Source organism: Streptomyces kebangsaanensis (genome assembly GCF_001906585.1).
GTDB lineage: Bacteria > Actinomycetota > Actinomycetes > Streptomycetales > Streptomycetaceae > Streptomyces > Streptomyces kebangsaanensis.
This window is the reverse complement of record NZ_JUJA01000168.1, coordinates 96,724-113,564: the sequence shown is the minus strand read 5'-3', so window position 1 is coordinate 113,564 and position 16,841 is coordinate 96,724. Positions and strand designations below refer to the sequence as shown.

At 72.0% G+C, this 16,841-nt stretch carries 17 protein-coding genes and 3 pseudogenes; 16 read left to right on the top strand and 4 right to left on the bottom strand.

Going from position 1 to position 16,841, the window contains the following annotated elements:
- Positions 1-425: pseudogene (locus RH94_RS45885) on the top strand (IS200/IS605 family accessory protein TnpB-related protein); the annotation flags it as partial.
- A 6-nt stretch (positions 426-431) separates the two neighbouring features.
- Here the strand turns inward: RH94_RS45885 and RH94_RS37350 are convergent.
- A complete protein-coding gene (locus RH94_RS37350; RefSeq protein WP_073952754.1) occupies positions 432-1,193 on the bottom strand; it encodes an SDR family NAD(P)-dependent oxidoreductase in 762 nt (253 codons plus the stop codon).
- A 143-nt stretch (positions 1,194-1,336) separates the two neighbouring features.
- Here RH94_RS37350 and RH94_RS37345 point away from each other — a divergent pair, with 143 nt between their 5' ends.
- Together RH94_RS37345 and RH94_RS37340 are read left to right on the top strand one after the other, a co-directional pair.
- Positions 1,337-1,975: a TetR/AcrR family transcriptional regulator gene (locus RH94_RS37345; RefSeq protein ID WP_079189331.1), complete on the top strand. Its 639-nt coding sequence runs from the start codon at positions 1,337-1,339 to the stop codon at positions 1,973-1,975.
- Between the two features lie 74 nt (positions 1,976-2,049).
- A pseudogene (locus RH94_RS37340) lies at positions 2,050-2,229 on the top strand (TetR family transcriptional regulator); the annotation flags it as partial.
- 51 nt (positions 2,230-2,280) lie between these two features.
- Here RH94_RS37340 and RH94_RS37335 read toward each other — a convergent pair.
- Positions 2,281-3,159, bottom strand: a pseudogene (locus RH94_RS37335) (MFS transporter); the annotation flags it as partial.
- A 242-nt stretch (positions 3,160-3,401) separates the two neighbouring features.
- Positions 3,402-4,178, bottom strand: a complete 777-nt coding sequence (locus tag RH94_RS37330) for an IclR family transcriptional regulator (protein ID WP_073952742.1) — start codon at positions 4,176-4,178, stop codon at positions 3,402-3,404.
- 72 nt (positions 4,179-4,250) lie between these two features.
- Between RH94_RS37330 and RH94_RS37325 the strand changes: the two genes are divergently transcribed.
- The 11 genes from RH94_RS37325 (at position 4,251) to RH94_RS37275 (ending at position 14,253) form a co-directional block, all read left to right on the top strand.
- Entirely contained in the window at positions 4,251-5,411 is a 1,161-nt protein-coding gene (locus RH94_RS37325; protein ID WP_107428915.1) for a cupin domain-containing protein, read from the top strand.
- A gap of 2 nt (positions 5,412-5,413) precedes the next feature.
- Positions 5,414-6,241: a fumarylacetoacetate hydrolase family protein gene (locus RH94_RS37320; RefSeq protein ID WP_073952740.1), complete on the top strand. Its 828-nt coding sequence runs from the start codon at positions 5,414-5,416 to the stop codon at positions 6,239-6,241.
- Positions 6,238-6,870, top strand: coding sequence for a maleylpyruvate isomerase family mycothiol-dependent enzyme (locus RH94_RS37315; protein ID WP_073952739.1), 633 nt, complete (start codon positions 6,238-6,240; stop codon positions 6,868-6,870). The genes RH94_RS37320 and RH94_RS37315 overlap by 4 nt, the downstream gene beginning before the upstream one ends.
- Before the next feature lie 26 nt (positions 6,871-6,896).
- Positions 6,897-8,168: an FAD-dependent oxidoreductase gene (locus RH94_RS37310; RefSeq protein WP_073952738.1), complete on the top strand. Its 1,272-nt coding sequence runs from the start codon at positions 6,897-6,899 to the stop codon at positions 8,166-8,168.
- Positions 8,165-9,358, top strand: coding sequence for a thiolase family protein (locus RH94_RS37305; RefSeq protein ID WP_073952737.1), 1,194 nt, complete (start codon positions 8,165-8,167; stop codon positions 9,356-9,358). Before RH94_RS37310 ends, RH94_RS37305 begins: the two co-directional genes overlap by 4 nt.
- Positions 9,355-10,047 (top strand): 3-oxoacid CoA-transferase subunit A, encoded by a 693-nt coding sequence (locus RH94_RS37300; RefSeq protein WP_073952736.1) that lies wholly within the window; start codon positions 9,355-9,357, stop codon positions 10,045-10,047. Before RH94_RS37305 ends, RH94_RS37300 begins: the two co-directional genes overlap by 4 nt.
- Complete coding sequence (locus RH94_RS37295; RefSeq protein ID WP_073952735.1) at positions 10,047-10,736, top strand: 3-oxoacid CoA-transferase subunit B; 690 nt, start codon at positions 10,047-10,049, stop codon at positions 10,734-10,736. The genes RH94_RS37300 and RH94_RS37295 overlap by 1 nt, the downstream gene beginning before the upstream one ends.
- An 87-nt stretch (positions 10,737-10,823) precedes the next feature.
- Positions 10,824-11,996, top strand: coding sequence for a cytochrome P450 (locus RH94_RS37290; RefSeq protein WP_073952734.1), 1,173 nt, complete (start codon positions 10,824-10,826; stop codon positions 11,994-11,996).
- Positions 11,993-12,181, top strand: a complete 189-nt coding sequence (locus tag RH94_RS37285; RefSeq protein ID WP_073952733.1) for a ferredoxin — start codon at positions 11,993-11,995, stop codon at positions 12,179-12,181. The genes RH94_RS37290 and RH94_RS37285 overlap by 4 nt, the downstream gene beginning before the upstream one ends.
- A gap of 11 nt (positions 12,182-12,192) precedes the next feature.
- The gene (locus RH94_RS37280) at positions 12,193-13,320 is read left to right on the top strand and encodes an NAD(P)/FAD-dependent oxidoreductase (RefSeq protein WP_234426328.1); all 1,128 of its coding nucleotides are present in this window, start codon (positions 12,193-12,195) and stop codon (positions 13,318-13,320) included.
- 9 nt (positions 13,321-13,329) lie between these two features.
- On the top strand, positions 13,330-14,253 hold the full coding sequence (locus RH94_RS37275) for a LysR family transcriptional regulator (RefSeq protein WP_073952731.1): 924 nt from the start codon (positions 13,330-13,332) through the stop codon (positions 14,251-14,253).
- A gap of 32 nt (positions 14,254-14,285) precedes the next feature.
- On the opposite strand, the gene RH94_RS37270 is transcribed toward RH94_RS37275, so the two are convergent.
- A complete protein-coding gene (locus tag RH94_RS37270) occupies positions 14,286-14,894 on the bottom strand; it encodes a TetR/AcrR family transcriptional regulator (RefSeq protein ID WP_073952730.1) in 609 nt (202 codons plus the stop codon).
- Positions 14,895-15,118: 224 nt separating this feature from the next.
- Here RH94_RS37270 and RH94_RS37265 point away from each other — a divergent pair, with 224 nt between their 5' ends.
- Positions 15,119-16,093: a phosphotriesterase family protein gene (locus tag RH94_RS37265; RefSeq protein WP_073952729.1), complete on the top strand. Its 975-nt coding sequence runs from the start codon at positions 15,119-15,121 to the stop codon at positions 16,091-16,093.
- A 49-nt stretch (positions 16,094-16,142) separates the two neighbouring features.
- On the top strand, positions 16,143-16,841 hold a 699-nt coding region (locus RH94_RS37260; RefSeq protein WP_234426327.1), incomplete at its 3' end, for a phosphotriesterase family protein.

The following is a 16,841-nucleotide window of genomic DNA, read 5'->3' as shown; positions in this document are numbered from 1 at the left end:
TGCGGGCCCGGCTGGTGTCCATGGCCGCCGAACTCGGTGTGACCGTCGTCGCCGTCGACCCGGCCTACACCAGCCGCTGGGGCGCCCAGCACTGGCAAAAACCCCTCACCAGCAAGAACAGGAAGGCTACGCGGCATGACGCTGCCGCCGTGGCGATCGGACGACGCGCCCTGGGACACCCGATCCGGCGACGGACGGCACCGCCCCCGCACGACCGGAGTGATCGTGCGGGGCATCGGACCGTCCAGGCCCGACCGGGCAGCCCGGGGCGTGAGGGACCCCGCCCCCGCATTCCCGGACCACGGACACGATCCGTGCCGCCCGGACGCGGAGCGAAAGCGGGCGACCAGTGTGCCCACAACCGTTCGGGGCACACGGCTGAGCACGAGTCCTGGCACCAGGGCTCACTCCCGCTCAGTTTCTAGGAACGGTCAGACCGCCGCCCAGCCGTCGTCCACCGGCAGGATCACGCCATTGATGTTGCTCGCCGCGTCCGAGGCGAGGAACAGGATGGCGGCGGCCTGTTCCTCGGGCTGGGCCACGCGACCGAGGTTGACGAAGTGGGGGCCGAGCGCCGCGGGGCCGTGGGCGGCCGGGTCGGCGTCGACGACGATGCCGGTGGCGGTGCCGCCCGGGGCGATGGCGTTCGCGCGGATGCCCTGCTTGCGGTACATCACCGCGAGGTTCTTGGTCAGTCCGACCAGGCCGTGCTTCGAGGCCGTGTAGGCGGCGCCCGCCGCGCTGCCCCGCAGGCCGGCCTCGGAGGCGGTGTTGACGACGGCGCCCTTGCCGGCCGCCAGCATGTGCGGCAGCACGGCGCGGGTGAGCAGGAAGGGCGCGGTCAGGTTGACCCGGAGGACACGTTCCCACTCCGCGTCGGCCACGTCCGCCAGTGCCGTCATCCCGTCCATGATCCCGGCGTTGTTCACCAGGACGTCCACGCCGCCGAAACGCTCCACGGCGGTCCGCGTCACCCGGTCCACGACGGCCTGGTCGCTGAGGTCGCCGGTGACGGCGACCGCGGTGCCGCCGGACTCCTCGATCGCCTCGACCACCGACGCGGCGCCCTCGGCGTCGAGGTCCGCCACCAGGACCCGGGCGCCCTCGGCGGCGAAGGCCAGGGCGGCGGCGCGGCCTATCCCCGATCCGGCCCCGGTGACGATGACGCCGCGTCCGTCGAATGCGCCGGCCATGAAGCTCTCCTGTTCGTCGTCGCCGGGGGCTCCGACCGCCCCCGGCACCACCACCGTACGATTTATTGTCTCTGAGTGACACGAAGTCGTGGTGGAAGATCTCCGAGAGCTCGATCACACGACCGACGGAGCCGGAGGAACCGATGACCGCAGCCCGTGGCCGCACGGGACGGCCGCCCCTGACCGAGGCGCGCAGGACCGAGATCCGGCGGGGGATCGCCCGTGCCGCGGTGGACCTGTTCGTCACCCAGGGCGTCGCGTCCACGACCGGCGAACAGATCGGCCGGGCCGTCGGTCTGTCGGCGCGCACCGTGTGGCGCTACTTCCCGAGCAAGGAGAGCTGCGTGGGCCCGCTGTTCTCGGAGGGCATCGACACGATCACCGCCTTCCTGCGGGAGTGGCCGTCCGGGCAGCCTCTGGAACAGGCCCTGGACCGGTGGCTGACGGCGGGGCCGGGCATCGCCGGCGGCCCCGATCGGGCCACCGTCGGCGCCCTGGTCCGGCTCACCCGGACCGAACCCGGCTTGCGCGCCGTCTGGCTCCAGGCCTACGACGAGGCCGAGCCGGCGTTCGCCCGCGCCCTCGCCGAGCGGGCCGGACTGCCGGCCGGCGACCTGCGCGTGACGATCCGCGCGGCGATGTTCAACGCGGCCCTGCGCGCGGCGGTCGAGCACCACGCCTGGCGCGGTGCTCCCGCCGAGGGCGAACGCACGGCGACGGAGGCCGAGTTGGAGGCGACCCTGCGCCAGGCCCTCGCCGTCGCCGCGGAGGGGGTCAGGTAGAGCCGCGGAGCGGCTGCGGCGGCGGCTCGTACCGAGCGCCGGGTCCCTGACGGCCCCCCCGTTACTCTGTCCGGATGACCCAGCACCCCACGTCGGACGAGCGGAGGCCCGCGAACCGGGGGCCGAAGGCCGCCGCCGGCAACCGGGCCGCCCTGGTCACCGCCGCCCGGGAGATCTACGCGGTGCACGGTCTGGACGCTCCGCTGTCCAGGATCGCGCGCAGGGCCGGGGTCGGGCAGGGCGTGCTGTACCGGGTGCTGTACCGGGCCCATCCACATGCTCATCGAGAAGCAGGCGCCGAGGAAGGCGAGCATGCCGATGACCGCGACGACGGACGACACGGTGAAGGCCCGGTTGCGGAACAGCTTCAGGTCGAAGATCGGGGATTCGGCCCCCAGTTCCACCACGACGAACCCGGCGAGGAAGCACGCGCCGAAGGCGAAGGCGAGCAGGACGGGAAGGGTGGTCCAGCCCGACTCGGGCCCCTCGACGGCGCCGTACAGCACCAGGATGAGACCGACGGCGAAGGTGATCTGGCCGGCCACGTCGAACTTGCGGCCCTCGGGCGCCTTCGACTCCGTGGCCAGCATCAGGGTGAGCACCATGCTGACCAGGGCGAGTCCGACGAGCACCCCGAAGGAACCGCGCCATGACCCGATCTTGGCGAACATGCCGCCGAGCAGGGGCGAGACGGCGGCACCGGCGGACAGGAAGCCGCTCCAGAGTGCCACCGCGTGTGCCCGTTCCCGCATGCTGCGGGTGACGGCGGTGATCGCGGTGAGCGAGCCGGGGAACATGGCGCCGGCGCCCAGCCCGTTCAGGGCGGCGCCGATCCACAGCACCTGGACGGTGGGCGCGAGCGCGGCCACGGTGCTGCCCGCGGCGACCAGGGCCGTGCCGGCCGCGACGAGCCTTCGCCGTCCGAAGAGGTCACCGAGGACGCCGAAGGTGAACTCGAAGCAGACCACGGCGATCATGAACGCCGCGGTGATCCACGTGAGCTGGGATCCGTGGGTGTGCAGGTCCTCCTGGAAGAGTCCGAGGAGCGAGGCCGGCAGTGCGTTCGCGACCTGGGCCACGAAGACCGCGCAGCAGGCGGCAGCCAGTGTTCCCGCGTAGCCCGGTGCCCGGGCGGCCCCCGCGGTGGGGCCGGGGGACGTCGTCGTCCCGTTGTTGAGCGTCATTGCTGTTCTCCCTGGCTGGGAAGAAGGGCGTCCCGGGAGCGGGAGCCCTGAGAGCGTGGAAGGGCTCGGCTCTGCGTGCGCGGTGGGGGAGAGGGGCACGACGCGAGTCGGGCGTGATGCCGTGGAGAATGACACTCGCTTTACGGCACGTCAATGGTGTGTTCGCGATCTAAGGTGAGCTGAATTTCCGTAAGGCAAGTGTCCGCGTCGTCATGTGGTCAGGGGCCCAGGGGTCCAGGGGCTCAGTGCTGCTCGGCCAGGTCCTTCTCCAGCGCGTGCGCCGCGGCGTCCAGGGTGGCGACCAGGGGCTGGAGGCGGTGCGGGTCGTAGCGCACGCCGGGCATCGACACCGACAGACCGGCCAGCGCGGTGCCGCCCTGGTCGCGCACCGGTACGCCGACGGCGATGAGACCGCGTTCGGACCGCTCCTTGTTGACGGCGAACCCGTTGCGGCGCAGACGCCTCAACTCGGTCCGCAGCCGGGCGAGATCCGGGCGGTCGGCCGGACGGTCGCGGTAGCGCTCGGGGGCGTAGACCTCCTCCAGCTCCTCGCCGGAGAGGTCGGCGAGCAGGAGCAGCCCCGCCGTCGTGCGGTGGGCCGGGAACACCATGCCCTCCCGGGAACCGACCCGCAGCGCCTGCCGGCACTCGACACTGGCGATGAACCGGACCGTGTCCCCGGTGCGCACGATCAGGTTCGTTGTCTCGTCCAGCAGATCGACGACCCGGTGCAGATGGGGCAGGGCCGCAGCGCGCAGCCGCGACACGAGGGACTGGGAGTGCGCGGCGAGTTCCAGCACCGGCCCCGCACGGTAGACGCGGTCCTCGTCCTGCACGGCGAAGTCCCGGTAGACGAGCATCGCCAGGACCCGGTGGGCGGTCGACCTGGCGACGCCCAGCCGCTCGGCGATCTGCGACACGGTCGCGCCGCCCTCCATCTGCAGGATGGTCGCCGTCCGCAGCGCGTGGTCGACGCTGGCGATGGGGTAGGGCGGCGGTGTCTTGAGCGGCTTGTCCATGGCGTTTCCTCTTCGATTCTGCTCTCCAGAATCCCCATGTTCTCCTGGAAGACACGATGCACGCTGTGGTCTGTGACTCAGTCCTCCACCGCCCAAGACATCGCTACGGGTTCCCCGGTCCGGCTCCAGGCCGTCTCCGCGGAGGGGCAACCCGAGGTCACCCCGGCGCTCGAAGAGCTGTACCGGGGCTTCGAGCAGGAACTGCTCGTCCCGCTGTGGACCGAGATCGGCGACCTGATGCCGGCCCACCCGCGCTCGCGCGCCGTGCCGTACCTGTGGCGCTGGAAGCGGCTGCGGGAGCTGGCGGACCGGGCCGGCGACCTGGTCCCCGTCGGCCGCGGCGGTGAGCGCCGGGCCATCGCGCTGGCCAACCCCTCCCTCGGCGGGCGACCGTTCGCCACTCCCACCCTGTGGGCCGCCATCCAGTACCTGATGCCGGGCGAGGACGCCCCCGAACACCGGCACACCCAGCACGCGTTCCGCTTCGTCGTCGAGGGCTCGGGTGTGTGGACGGTCGTCGGCGGCGACCCGGTGCCGATGAACCGTGGTGACTTCCTCCCGCAGGCCGGCTGGAACTGGCACGCCCACCACAACGCCACCTCGGAGCCGATGGCCTGGATCGACGGCCTGGACATCCCGTTCCAGTACGTCACCGAGGCGCAGTTCTTCGAGTTCGGCCGCGACGAGATCAGCGACGCCGAGCGGATCACCCCGGACCGCTCGCGCTCCGAGCGCCTGTGGGGCCACCCGGGCCTGCGCCCGCTGTCGGCCGTCCCGGCCACGCCGGGCAGCCCGCTGCTGTCCTACAAGTGGGAGTACACCAACGCCGCCCTGGGCGACCAGCTCCTGCTGGAGAAGGAGGGCTTCGGCGGCACCGTCGAGCCCGGCCACGCCGCGGTGCGCTACTCCAACCCGCACGACGGCTCCGACGTCCTGCCGACCGTCCGCGCCGAGTTCCACCGCATCGCCCGCGGCGCCGAGACCGCGCCGGTGCGCGAGACCGGTTCGTCGGTCTACCAGGTCTTCGACGGCTCCGGCGTGGTGACCGTCGGCGGCGAGTCCTGGACGGTCAGCCGCGGCGACCTGTTCGTCGTCCCGTCCTGGGAGCCGTTCTCCGCCAGGTCCGAGGCCGGCGCGACCGACTCCGACGAGGGCGCCCTCGACCTGTTCCGCTTCTCCGACGCGCCCGTCTTCGAGGCGCTCAAGCTCAACCGCACCCGGAAGGACGCCTGAACATGAAGCTCGCCACCATCCGCACCGCCGACGGGACCCGGGCGGTCCGCCTCGACGGCGAGGTCCTCGTCGACCTCGGGTACGCCGACCTGGGCGAGCTGTTCGCCGAGGCCGACTGGCAGGCCAAGGCCGCCGCCGCCTCCGGCACCGCCTACCCGGTCGAGGACGCGGACTTCGCGCCGGTCGTCCCCAACCCGTCCAAGGTCGTCTGCGTCGGCCACAACTACACCAACCACATCAAGGAGATGGGCCGGGAGCTCCCGAGCCACCCGACCCTGTTCCCGAAGTTCGCCGACACCCTGCTGGGCGCGCACGACGACATCGTCAAGCCGGCCGAGACCGACGCGCTCGACTGGGAGGTCGAGCTGGCCGTCGTGATCGGCAAGCAGGTGCGCCGCGCCGACGAGCAGCAGGCCGCGGACGCCATCGCGGGCTTCACCGTCATGAACGACATCTCGGTGCGCGACTGGCAGTTCCGCACCATCGAGTGGACCCAGGGCAAGATCTGGGAGGCCTCCACCCCGGTCGGCCCCTACGTCGTCACCCCCGACGAGGCCGGCGGCGTCCGCCCCGCGCTCGAGGTGAAGACGGTCGTCGACGGTCAGGTCATGCAGCAGGACGACACCGGCACGCTGCTGTTCGACCCGGTGTTCCTGGTCCAGTACATCTCCACCGTCATCACCCTGCGCCCGGGCGACATCATCGCCACCGGCACCCCGGCCGGCGTGGGCAACGCCCGCGACCCCAAGGTCTTCCTGCTCCCCGGCCAGACCGTGGTCACCGAGATCGCCGGCCTGGGCGCCTGCACCAACAAGGTGGTCGAGGGATGACCGCCCCCACGCGGACGTCCGCCGACGCGCGCGAGTGGGCCCGCACGGGCACCGAGCTGCTGCTCGGCGCCGTCGCGGGCCTCGACGAGGCCGGCTTCTCGGCCCCCAGCGTGCTGCCGGAGTGGACCCGCAAGCACCTCGCGGCGCACGTCGCCGCCAACGCCGGTGCCCTGGGCAACCTGGTGCACTGGGCGGCCACCGGCGAACGGACGCCGATGTACGCCTCCCCCGAGGAGCGCGCCGCCGGCATCGCCAAGGGCCCGGCCCTGTCGGCCGACGAGCTCCGCTCCTGGCTGGCCGCCTCCGCGCACCGGCTCGCCGGGGGACTGGACCGGCTCACCGACGAGCAGTGGCGGCACCAGGTCGTCACCGCCCAGGGCCGCACCGTCCCCGCCACCGAGCTCCCGTGGATGCGCGCCCGCGAGGTATGCGTCCACGCCGTCGATCTCGGCACCGGCATCACCTTCGCCGACCTCCCGAGCGGCTTCCTGACCGCCCTGGTCGACGAGATCAGCACCAAGCGCGGGCTGACCGAGCTCCCCGACGGCCCTCTGCCCGAGGTCGCCGCCTGGCTGGCCGGCCGCCCCCACACGCTCGCCGACGCTCCTGAGCTCGGCCCGTGGCTGTAGAGGAGCAAGTCATGTCCCACCCTGATGTGGTCGTCGTCGGCGGTGGCATCGGCGGCCTCGGCGCGGCGTTCTCGCTGACCCGCCAGGGCCTGAGCGTCCGCCTGCTGGAGCGCGCCCCCGCCTTCGGCGAGGTCGGCGCCGGCATCCAGCTCGCCCCCAACTGCACCCGCATCCTCGACGACTACGGTCTCCTCCAGGAGGCCAAGAGCCTCGGCGTCGTCCCGGACGCGATGGTCATGCGCGACGCCGTCGACGGCGACGAGCTGACCCGGATCGACCTGCGGGACCTGGAGAAGCGCTACGGCTATCCGTACATGGTCATCCACCGCAGCGACCTGCACGGCCTGCTCCTGCGCGCGTGCGAGCGCGCCGGCGTCGAGCTGATCACCGACGCGCAGGTGACCTCGTACGAGAACACCGACGACGGCGCCCGCGTGACCCTCGCCTCCGGCGAGACCCACGAGGCCGGCGTCGTGATCGCGGGCGACGGCCTGCACTCCGTCGCCCGCAAGCTGCTCGTCGACGACGAGCCCGTCTCCTCGGCGTACGTGGCCTACCGCGGCACCGTCCCCGCCGAGCTGCCGCGGGTGCGGTCCACCGACCTCAGCGAGGTCGTGGTGTACATCGGCCCCGCCTGCCACTTCGTCCACTACGGCCTGCGCGGCGGCGAGCTGCTCAACCAGGTCGCGGTCTTCGAGTCGCCCAAGGCGCTGGCCGGCCGGGAGGACTGGGGCACGCCGGACGAGCTCGACGCCGCCTTCGCCGGGACCTGCGACTTCGTCAGGGACGGCCTGCCGTACATGTGGCGGGACAAGTGGTGGCGGATGTTCGACCGCGACCCGGTCATGAACTGGGTCCACGGCCGGATCGCGCTGCTCGGCGACTCCGCGCACCCGCCGCTGCAGTACATCGCGCAGGGCGCGATCATGGCCATCGAGGACGGCTGGGTGCTGGGCGAGCACGTCGCCCGCAACCGAGCCGAGGACGGCACGGTCGACTGGGGTGCCGCGCTCGCCGCCTACGAGGCGGTCCGCCCGGAGCACTGCCGCCGCGTGCTGACCACGTCCCGCAAGTGGGGCGAGCTGTGGCACCTCGACGGTGTCGCCCGCGAGCGGCGCAACGTGCTGCTGCGCGCCCGCGACACCCACGACTACTCGTTCACGGACTGGCTGTACGGCCCGACCGCCCTGACCCCGGACGAGGAGCCCCCCATGTTCACGCCGGTCCCGCTGTCCTCGGCGGCCGTCGAGGACGCGGAGGGCGAACCGCTGGCCCTGACGGGGAGCGGCACACCGTGAGCGACGCCTACCTCTACGCGGCGGCCCGCACCCCGTTCGGCCGGTTCGCCGGAGCCCTGGCCGGGGTGCGGCCCGACGACCTCGCCGCCACCGCGCTGACCGGACTGCTGGACCGGGCGCCCGGCCTGGACCGCGCCGCGATCGGCGACGTGGTGTGGGGCAACGCGAACGGCGCCGGCGAGGACAACCGCAACGTCGGCCGGATGGCGGTGCTGCTGGCCGGACTGCCGGTGAGCGTGCCCGCCACCACCGTGAACCGGCTGTGCGGCTCCGGCCTGGACGCGGCGATCATCGCCTCGCGCACCCTGGAGTCCGGCGACGCGGACGTCGTCGTCGCCGGCGGCGTGGAGTCCATGACCCGCGCGCCCTGGGTGCTGCCCAAGCCGGACCGCGCCTTCCCCGCCGGCCATGTCACGGCCGTCTCCACGACCCTGGGCTGGCGGCTGGTCAACCCCGCCATGCCGAAGGAGTGGACGGTTTCGCTGGGGGAGTGCAACGAGTTGCTCGGGGAGAAGTTCTCGATCTCCCGGGAGCGGCAGGACGCGTTCGCGGTGCGCTCCCACCGGCTCGCGGCCCGGGCCTGGGACGACGGTTTCTACGACGACCTGGTCCTCCCCGTGGAGGGGCTCGCCCGTGACGAGGGCCTCCGCCCCGACACCGACCCCGGCAGACTGGCGGCCCTGAAGCCGTCGTTCCGCCCGGACGGGACGATCACCGCCGGCAACGCCTCCCCGCTGAGCGACGGGGCGTCGGCCGTGCTGCTGGGCACCGGGGCGGCGGCCGACCGGATCGGGCTGGCACCCGTCGCCCGCATCGCCGGCCGCGGAGCGCATGCCGTCGAGCCGCGGATGTTCGGCTTCGCCCCCGTGGAGGCCGCCGAGCAGGCACTGCGCCGGGCCGGTATCGGCTGGGGCGACGTCGGCGCGGTCGAGCTGAACGAGGCGTTCGCGGTGCAGTCGCTCGCCTGCGTGGACGCCTGGGGCGTCGACCCGGAGATCGTCAACACCCGGGGCGGTGCCATCGCCCTCGGGCATCCGCTGGGCGCCTCCGGCGGCCGGCTCCTTGCCACCCTGGCGAAGGTGCTGCGCGAGCGGCGCGAACGCTGGGGCGTCGCGGCCATCTGCATCGGTGTGGGCCAGGCCCTCGCCGTAGTGCTGGAGAACGTCACCGACGAGGTGAGCCGGGGATGACCACGACCATCGCCGCGACGGCCGACGAGGCCGTGGCGGGCGTCGAGGACGGCTCGACGGTCCTGGTGGGCGGATTCGGTCTGGCGGGCATGCCGTTCGATCTCATCGACGCGCTGATCCGGCAGGGCGCCGGCGAGCTGACCGTGGTGTCCAACAACGCCGGGAACGGGGACGTGGGCCTGGCCGCGCTGCTCAAGGCGGGCCGGGTGCGCAAGGTGATCTGCTCCTTCCCCCGGCAGAGCGACTCCCATGTGTTCGACGAGTTGTACCGGGCAGGCCGGGTGGAGCTGGAGGTGGTGCCGCAGGGCACCCTCGCCGAGCGGATGCGGGCCGCCGGGGCGGGCATCGGCGCCTTCTACAGCCCCGTCGGTGTCGGCACCCCGCTGGCCAGGGGCAAGGAGACCCGGGAGATCGACGGGCGCGCCCACGTCCTGGAGTATCCGATCAAGGGGGACGTGGCCCTGGTCTCGGCGCACCGGGCCGACACCGCGGGCAACCTCGTCTACCGCAAGACCGCCCGCAACTTCGGCCCCGTCATGGCCACCGCGGCCACCACGGTCGTCGCCCAGGTCACCGAGATCGTGCCCGTCGGGGAGATCGACCCGGAGACCGTGGTCACCCCGGGCATCTACGTCGACCGCCTGGTACGGGCCGAGGCCCGCCGGCTCACCGTGCAAGGAGCCCGCTGATGACAGCAGTGAACACCGCACCCGGAACGGGACCGGGTCCCGTGGAGCACACCGACCGGGGCCCGCTCACCACCGACGAACTCGCGGCCCGCGTCGCCCGCGACATCCCGCCCGGCTCCTACGTCAACCTCGGCATCGGGCAGCCGACCAGGATCGCCGAGCACCTGCCGCCGGACGCGGGGATCGTGCTGCACACCGAGAACGGCATGCTCGGCATGGGTCCGGCCGCGGTGGGCGACGAGGTGGACCCCGACCTCACGAATGCCGGAAAGGTACCGGTCACCGAGCTGCCCGGAGCGGCGTACTTCCACCACGCCGACTCCTTCGCGATGATGCGCGGTGGTCACCTGGACGTGTGCGTCCTCGGGGCGTTCCAGGTCTCGCACCACGGTGACCTGGCCAACTGGCACACCGGCGATCCCGACGCCATCCCCGCCGTGGGCGGCGCGATGGATCTCGCCGTCGGAGCGCGGCGGGTCCTGGTGATGATGAAGCTGTTCACCCGGGACGGCGCCCCCAAGCTCGTCCCCGCGTGCACGTATCCGCTCACCGGCACCGCCTGCGTCAGCCTCGTCCACACCGACCACGGCCTCTTCGCCCCCGGCCCGGACGGGGTCCGGGTCCTGGAGACGTACGGCACCACGGTCGCGCGGCTGCGGGAACGGCTCTCCGTCGACCTGCTCCCGTGAACCCGCCGTGAACATGAACGACGTGCATCTAACAGCATGTAAAACATTCATTTGTTGGATGAGGGGGCCGGCCACTTCACTGGTGGCATGACCACCCCACCCACTTCCGACGTCGACCTCTTCGCCGACGAGACCCTGCTCGACCCCTACCCCGTCTACGCCGAACTGCGGGAGCGGGGTCCGGTCGTCCACCTCCGGAAGAACGATGTCCACGCGCTGACACGGTACGACGTCATCCGTGACGCACTCGCGGACTGGGAGTCGTTCTCCTCGACCTCGATCGCGTTCAACCCGATGGCCAACGAGGCGCTCACCGGCACCTCGCTCGCGTCCGATCCGCCGACGCACACCCGACTGCGCGCCACGCTCACCGAGAACCTCTCGCCGCGTGCGCTGCGCGGTCTGAAGGGGCAGATCGAGGCGAAGGCGGACGCTCTCGTCGCGGAGCTCGTGGAGAAGGGCTCCTTCGAGGCGATCGACGCCCTCGCCCGGGCGTTCCCGCTGGAGGTCGTCGCCGACCTGATCGGCTTCACGGGCCACGTGCGCGACAACATGCTGCGCTGGGGGCAGGCGGCCATGCAGGTCCTCGGCCCGATGAACCAGCGCACGGCCGAGAACTTCCCCGTCGCCGGCGAGCTCTACGGATGGTGCTCCGAGGTCAAGGCCGAGGACCTGGCCGAGGGGTCCGTGGGCCGCGGCATCTTCGAGGCCGAGGCGCGGGGTGCCATTCCGCCGGACACGGCCGGCCACATCATCCACCAGTACCTGGGTGCCGGCGTCGACACCACCATCGCGGCGATCGGCAACATCGTCGCGCTCTTCGCCGCGCACCCCGAGCAGCTCGACCTGGTGCGCGCGAACCCCTCACTGGTACCGGCGGCCTTCAACGAGGCGCTGCGCTTCTGGCCGCCCGTTCACGCCTGGGGCCGGCGCGCCACCAAGGACGTCGAGGTCGAGGGGACCGTCATACCGGCGGGCGCGCAGATCGCGATCCTGTTCGGCGCCGGCAACCGCGACCCCCGGCACTACGAGAACCCGGACGCCTTCCTCGTCGAGCGCAATCCGGTCGACCACCTGTCCTTCGGCTACGGCCCGCACGGCTGCGCGGGCCAGGGACTCGCGCGCCTGGAGGCCCACGCCGTGATCGAAGCGCTCTCCCGGCGCGTGCGGCGCTTCGTCGTCGGACCCGAGGTCCGCGTCCCCGGCAACATCACCCGGAGCATCGAGGAGCTCCCCGTCCTGGAGGTGATCCCCGCATGAAGATCGTTCTTGACCGCCCCCGCTGTGAGGGCCACGGCCTGTGCGAGGAGGCCGCCCCGCAGCTCATGCACCTCGACGACGACGGCGAGCTCGTTCTCGACCGCGAGGAGGTCGAGGGAGCCGACGCCGCCCTGGCGAACGCCGCCGCCCGCGTGTGTCCGGTCGCCGCGCTGAGGGTCGGATGAGCGGCCGCACGATGGACCGGGTCGTTGTCGTCGGCAACGGGATCGCCGGGCTGACCGCGGCCGACACGCTCCGCGAGGCCGGCTTCGACGGCGAGCTGACCGTCGTCGGCGACGAACCGCACCCGGCGTACAGCCGCCCGGCCCTGTCGAAGGCGCTCCTGCTCGACGGCGACGACATGACGTCGCACGAACTCCCGCCGACCGGCCACGGGGCGAAGGAGCTCCTGGGCGTCCGGGCGACCGGACTCGACCTCGACCGCCGGCTCGTCGCGCTCGACGACGGTACGACTCTGCCGTACGACCGTCTCGTCCTCGCCACCGGTTCCCGGGCGCGACGGCTGTCCGACCTCCCCGAGGAGATCACCCTGCGGGGACTCGACGACGCACTGGCCCTGCGGAGCCGGCTGGCGAGCCGGCCGTCGGTCGTCGTGGTGGGCGGTGGCCCGCTCGGCATGGAGATCGCCTCGGGGTGCCTGGCCGCCGGTTGCCGGGTCACCCTGGTCTCTCAGGGACCGCCGCTGATCCTCCAGCTCGGTGCCCACCTCGCCGACGTCTTCGTCAAGGCCGCGCTGGACCGTGGGCTCACCATCGTCGAGACCGAGGCGGCACGGTTCGAACGGCGTGGGGGAGAGGCCCGGGTCGTCCTCGACGACGGTACGGTCCTCGAGGCGGAGCTCCTCCTGAGCTCCGTCGGCGACGTGCCCAACACGGAGTGGCTCGCGGACACGGGACTCGTGGCGCGGGGCGCCGTCCCGGTCGACTCGCGAGGGCTCGTGCGCCCCGAGGTCGCCGCCGTCGGTGACCTCGCGGCCTTCCCCACCCCGCAGGGCCTGCGCCGCATCCCCCTGTGGAGCAGCGCCATCGAGCAGGCGAAGGCCGCGGCGAGGGCTCTGGTCCACGGCGACGACGCGCCGCCGCTCCGGTTCCAGCCGTACTTCTGGACCGAGCAGTTCGGACTGAACCTCAAGGCGGTGGGCCATCTGCCGCTGGAGGGGGAGCCGACGTACGTCGACGGGGAGCCCGGCGGCGGGCCGGCGCTGATGCGCTGGCCGCACGCCGACGGCACCGGTGCGGCCGTGGCGCTCGACTACCGGGTCCCGATCCCCCGGCTGCGCCGGATGACCCGAGCGGTTGCGTAAGGTTGCCGCATGGGCCACGACGAAGGGGGCACCACGAGTTCGGGGCTGGACCGGCTGGCATCGGTCAACCTCAACTTGTTGGTGCCCCTTCTCGCGCTCCTCGAGGAGCGCTCGGTGACCAGGGCGGCGGAGCGGGTCGGTCTGTCACAGCCGGCGATGAGCCACGCCCTCACGAGAATGCGGCGTCTGCTGGGTGACGAGCTCGTCGTCCGCCAGGGAACGGGCGTCACGCTGACCCCGCGGGCGCTGGAGCTGATCGCGCCGCTGCGCAGTGCCCTGCAGCAGACGGCGCACATCGTGAACTTCCCCTGCTTCGACCCCGCCACGGACCGGCGCGTCATCACCGTCGCCATGACGAACAGCACGGCGTTCGTCGTGGGCCCTCGGCTGACGCGGCTCATCGCCGAACGCGCTCCTCACGCCACCTTGCGTCTGCGTACGATCACGGTGCCGACCGAGGCCACCTTCACCGACCAGGGCGTCGACGTCGTGCTGCTCTCCGAGGGGCACTTCGCGCCGTACCCGCGCGAGCGGCTGTACGACGACCGCTGTGTGGTGGTGGCCTCGGCGGACACGCCACCGGAGGCGAGCGCGCTCGACCTCCTGACCACACAGCCGCACATCGTCGTCGACACCGACCGGCGCGTCTTCCCCTACTCGGTGCTGGAGGAGAAGGGCGTCCCCTACCGCGTCGGCCAGCTGAGCTCCGACTTCCTGCTGGTCCCTTACCTGGTCGCACGCGCGGGCGGCGTCGCTCTCCTCCGCTACCAGGTCGCCGCCGCCATGCGGGCGCTCGCCGACCTGCGGATCGAGGAGTTCCCGTTCCCGCTCCCCGGGCTCGGGATCGACATGGTCTGGAACCCCCGACTGGCCGATCAGTACTTCGTCGAATGGCTCCGGGCGCTGCTGTTCGACGTCGCGGTGGATCTCTGACGCCGACCGCCTGCCCGGCCCCGCGGGCGTGGTCAGGTCAGCAGCCGCACCCAGCTGGCGCTGAGCTCGTCGAGCATCTGGTCGCGCGTGAGCTTCCAGTCGGCACGGTCCCAGTGCTGGGCGACGAAGTCGAGCTGGGCCATCGCGAGAACGCCCCGGAAGCGGCGTTGATGGGGTTCGAGGCGCCCGGCCGTCGCCAGTCCGTCCTCGATGTCGCCGACGGCCTCCTCCAGCCATCGCTCGACCAGGTCGGTGAGTTCCGGATCGATCACCGCGGCATCGCGGCCGATGCGGATGATCGGCCGGATGGTCGGCCAGCTGTCGGCGGTTCGCCGCAGCCACGCCATGATCGCCTCCGGCGTTCCGTCGGCGACGGTGGCGACGAGGTCCTGTGCCGTGGAGCCGTGCTCGGGGGAGCGGACGCGCTGCAGCGCCTCGTTGAGCTGCTCGTCGATGAGCGCCTTCATCAGTTCGCTGCGGGAGGAGAAGTACGCGTAGAAGGTCACTCGTGTGGTGCCCGCCGCGGTCGCGATGTCGTCGACCGTGGTGGCGGCGTACCCCTTCGTCTTGAACAGCTCGAGTCCCGACTCCAGCAGCAGACGGCGCGTCATCCGCTTCTGCGCCTCACGAAGGTTCGCCATGCCGGGATCCTAACGCGCCCCTGCACGCCGAACGCACAGACCGACTTCACGCCATACGCACTGCATGATGACTTGGCGTGACGTAAACCGAGGATGTCGCACCTCTACCTTCCGTGCATTGTTTTTTCATGACGTTCATTTCATTGACGACGTGTAAAGCGAATGGCTACGGTGACCGCAGCCACAGGGTGCTGTGCACCCCACCCCGGACACGTGAGGCAGGCATGAGCGTCAAGAGCAACACCGTGAACACCGTCCTGGGCCCGGTGCCTGCCGATGAGCTGGGCGTCGTCTCGGTCCACGAGGCGCTGCTGTCCGTGGTTCCGGGCGCGGAGCACGCCTTCGACATCACCATCGACCGTGCCGAGATCTTCGAGACCCTCGCCGCGAAGCTGAAGGACTTCCGCGCCCACGGCGGCGGCACGGTCGTCGACAGCACCGGCATGTTCCACGGCCGGGACGTCCGGCTGTACGAGACCCTCTCCCGCGCGACCGGCGTGCACATCGTCGCCTCGACGGGGCAGGGCCCGGAGGAGATGCTCGGCGGCTACTTCCTCACGCCGCAGACCAACCCGCCGACGCCGTGGCCGGCCGAGAAGTTCGCCGACCTCTTCACCAAGGAGGTCACCGAGGGCATGGTGGTCCCGCGGGTGGAGCGCCGCGGCGCGGCGGGTCTGGTGGCCACCACCGCGACCCGCGCGGGCATGACCGCGACCGACGAGAGCCTGTTCCGGGGTGCGGCCCGGACCGCTCTGAACACCGGCGTCGCGGTCTCCGTCCGCTACGGGAGCGACGCCCTGCACGACCTCGACGTCGTCCTGGACGAGAAGCTGCCGGCCGACCGTGTCGTCGTCGGCGGACTCGACCGCGAGGACGCCGTCGCCGCCGGAGCACCCCTGGAGGTCGCCCGGCGAGGCGCGTACGTCGCGCTCGACCACGTCGGCGTGGAGGACGGGGAACACGTCACCGACGCCGAGCGCGCCGCCCTGGTCGCCGACCTCGTGCGGGCCGGCCTCGGCAACCGGATCCTGCTCTCGAGCAGCGCGACCGGGGTGGCGAAGGGCCACCCCGGCAACGACCTGCCGTACAGCCATGTCCTGGCCACCTTCGTCCCGCTCCTGAAGGCACAGGGGCTCAGCGACGAGGACGCGCGGCGGATTCTCGTGGAGAACCCGCGCGACCTGCTGTCGGTGCGCTGAGCGCGCCGGCACGGACGACCATCAAGTCTCTTACTCAAAGGTGAGTGTTGTGTCGAGAGTGAACACGGTCCTGGGTCCGGTCCCGGCCGAGGAACTGGGACTCGTCGCGGTCCACGAGCACATCGGGTACGGAATGCCCGGCTCCGAACTGGACACCAAGTGGTGGAAGACCCCCGAGCAGCGGTACGAGGAGACCGTCCCGAAGCTGCGCGCGTTCCACGAGTACGGCGGCGGCACCTTCGTCGACGCGACCGGCATCTGCAACGGCCGTGACGTCGACTACTACAAGTCGCTGTCCGCGAAGACCGGTGTCCACATCGTCGCCTGCACCGGCTTCGTCGGCGGTGACACCGCCCTGCCGCACTTCGCGAACGCCGACGTGGACTACCTGATGCGGCAGTTCGTCCACGAGATCACCGTCGGCATCGGCAGCACCGGCGGCCTCGCCGGTGTCATCAAGGTCGGTGTCAGCCGCGGCGGCCGCATGACGGACCTGGACAAGCGGATCTACCGCGCCGCGGCCCGCGCCTCGCTCACCACGGGCGTACCGGTCCTGACCCACCTCGCGATCGACGCCGAGAACGCGATCGCCATCTTCGACGAAGAGGGCCTGCCGCTGGACCGCGTCCTGTTCGGGCACGTCGACGACGGCGTGAACGCCGACAGGACGCGCGACGTCTGGATCGCGGAGCAGGGCGGCCGCATCGGCTTCGACACCTTCGGCTACGAGACCGAGCTGCCCGACCCG

Excerpts from the sequence above, each read along its gene's own strand:
- RH94_RS37265 (WP_073952729.1), top strand. The coding sequence starts at position 15,119 with ATGAGCGTCAAGAGCAACACCGTGAACACCGTCCTGGGCCCGGTGCCT.
- RH94_RS37270 (WP_073952730.1), bottom strand. The coding sequence starts at position 14,894 with ATGGCGAACCTTCGTGAGGCGCAGAAGCGGATGACGCGCCGTCTGCTG.
- RH94_RS37275 (WP_073952731.1), top strand. The coding sequence starts at position 13,330 with ATGGGCCACGACGAAGGGGGCACCACGAGTTCGGGGCTGGACCGGCTG.
- RH94_RS37280 (WP_234426328.1), top strand. The coding sequence starts at position 12,193 with ATGGACCGGGTCGTTGTCGTCGGCAACGGGATCGCCGGGCTGACCGCG.
- RH94_RS37285 (WP_073952733.1), top strand. The coding sequence starts at position 11,993 with ATGAAGATCGTTCTTGACCGCCCCCGCTGTGAGGGCCACGGCCTGTGC.
- RH94_RS37300 (WP_073952736.1), top strand. The coding sequence starts at position 9,355 with ATGACCACGACCATCGCCGCGACGGCCGACGAGGCCGTGGCGGGCGTC.
- RH94_RS37315 (WP_073952739.1), top strand. The coding sequence starts at position 6,238 with ATGACCGCCCCCACGCGGACGTCCGCCGACGCGCGCGAGTGGGCCCGC.
- RH94_RS37345 (WP_079189331.1), top strand. The coding sequence starts at position 1,337 with ATGACCGCAGCCCGTGGCCGCACGGGACGGCCGCCCCTGACCGAGGCG.
- RH94_RS37295 (WP_073952735.1), top strand. The coding sequence starts at position 10,047 with ATGACAGCAGTGAACACCGCACCCGGAACGGGACCGGGTCCCGTGGAG.
- RH94_RS37350 (WP_073952754.1), bottom strand. The coding sequence starts at position 1,193 with ATGGCCGGCGCATTCGACGGACGCGGCGTCATCGTCACCGGGGCCGGA.
- RH94_RS37290 (WP_073952734.1), top strand. The coding sequence starts at position 10,824 with ATGACCACCCCACCCACTTCCGACGTCGACCTCTTCGCCGACGAGACC.
- RH94_RS37320 (WP_073952740.1), top strand. The coding sequence starts at position 5,414 with ATGAAGCTCGCCACCATCCGCACCGCCGACGGGACCCGGGCGGTCCGC.
- RH94_RS37330 (WP_073952742.1), bottom strand. The coding sequence starts at position 4,178 with ATGGACAAGCCGCTCAAGACACCGCCGCCCTACCCCATCGCCAGCGTC.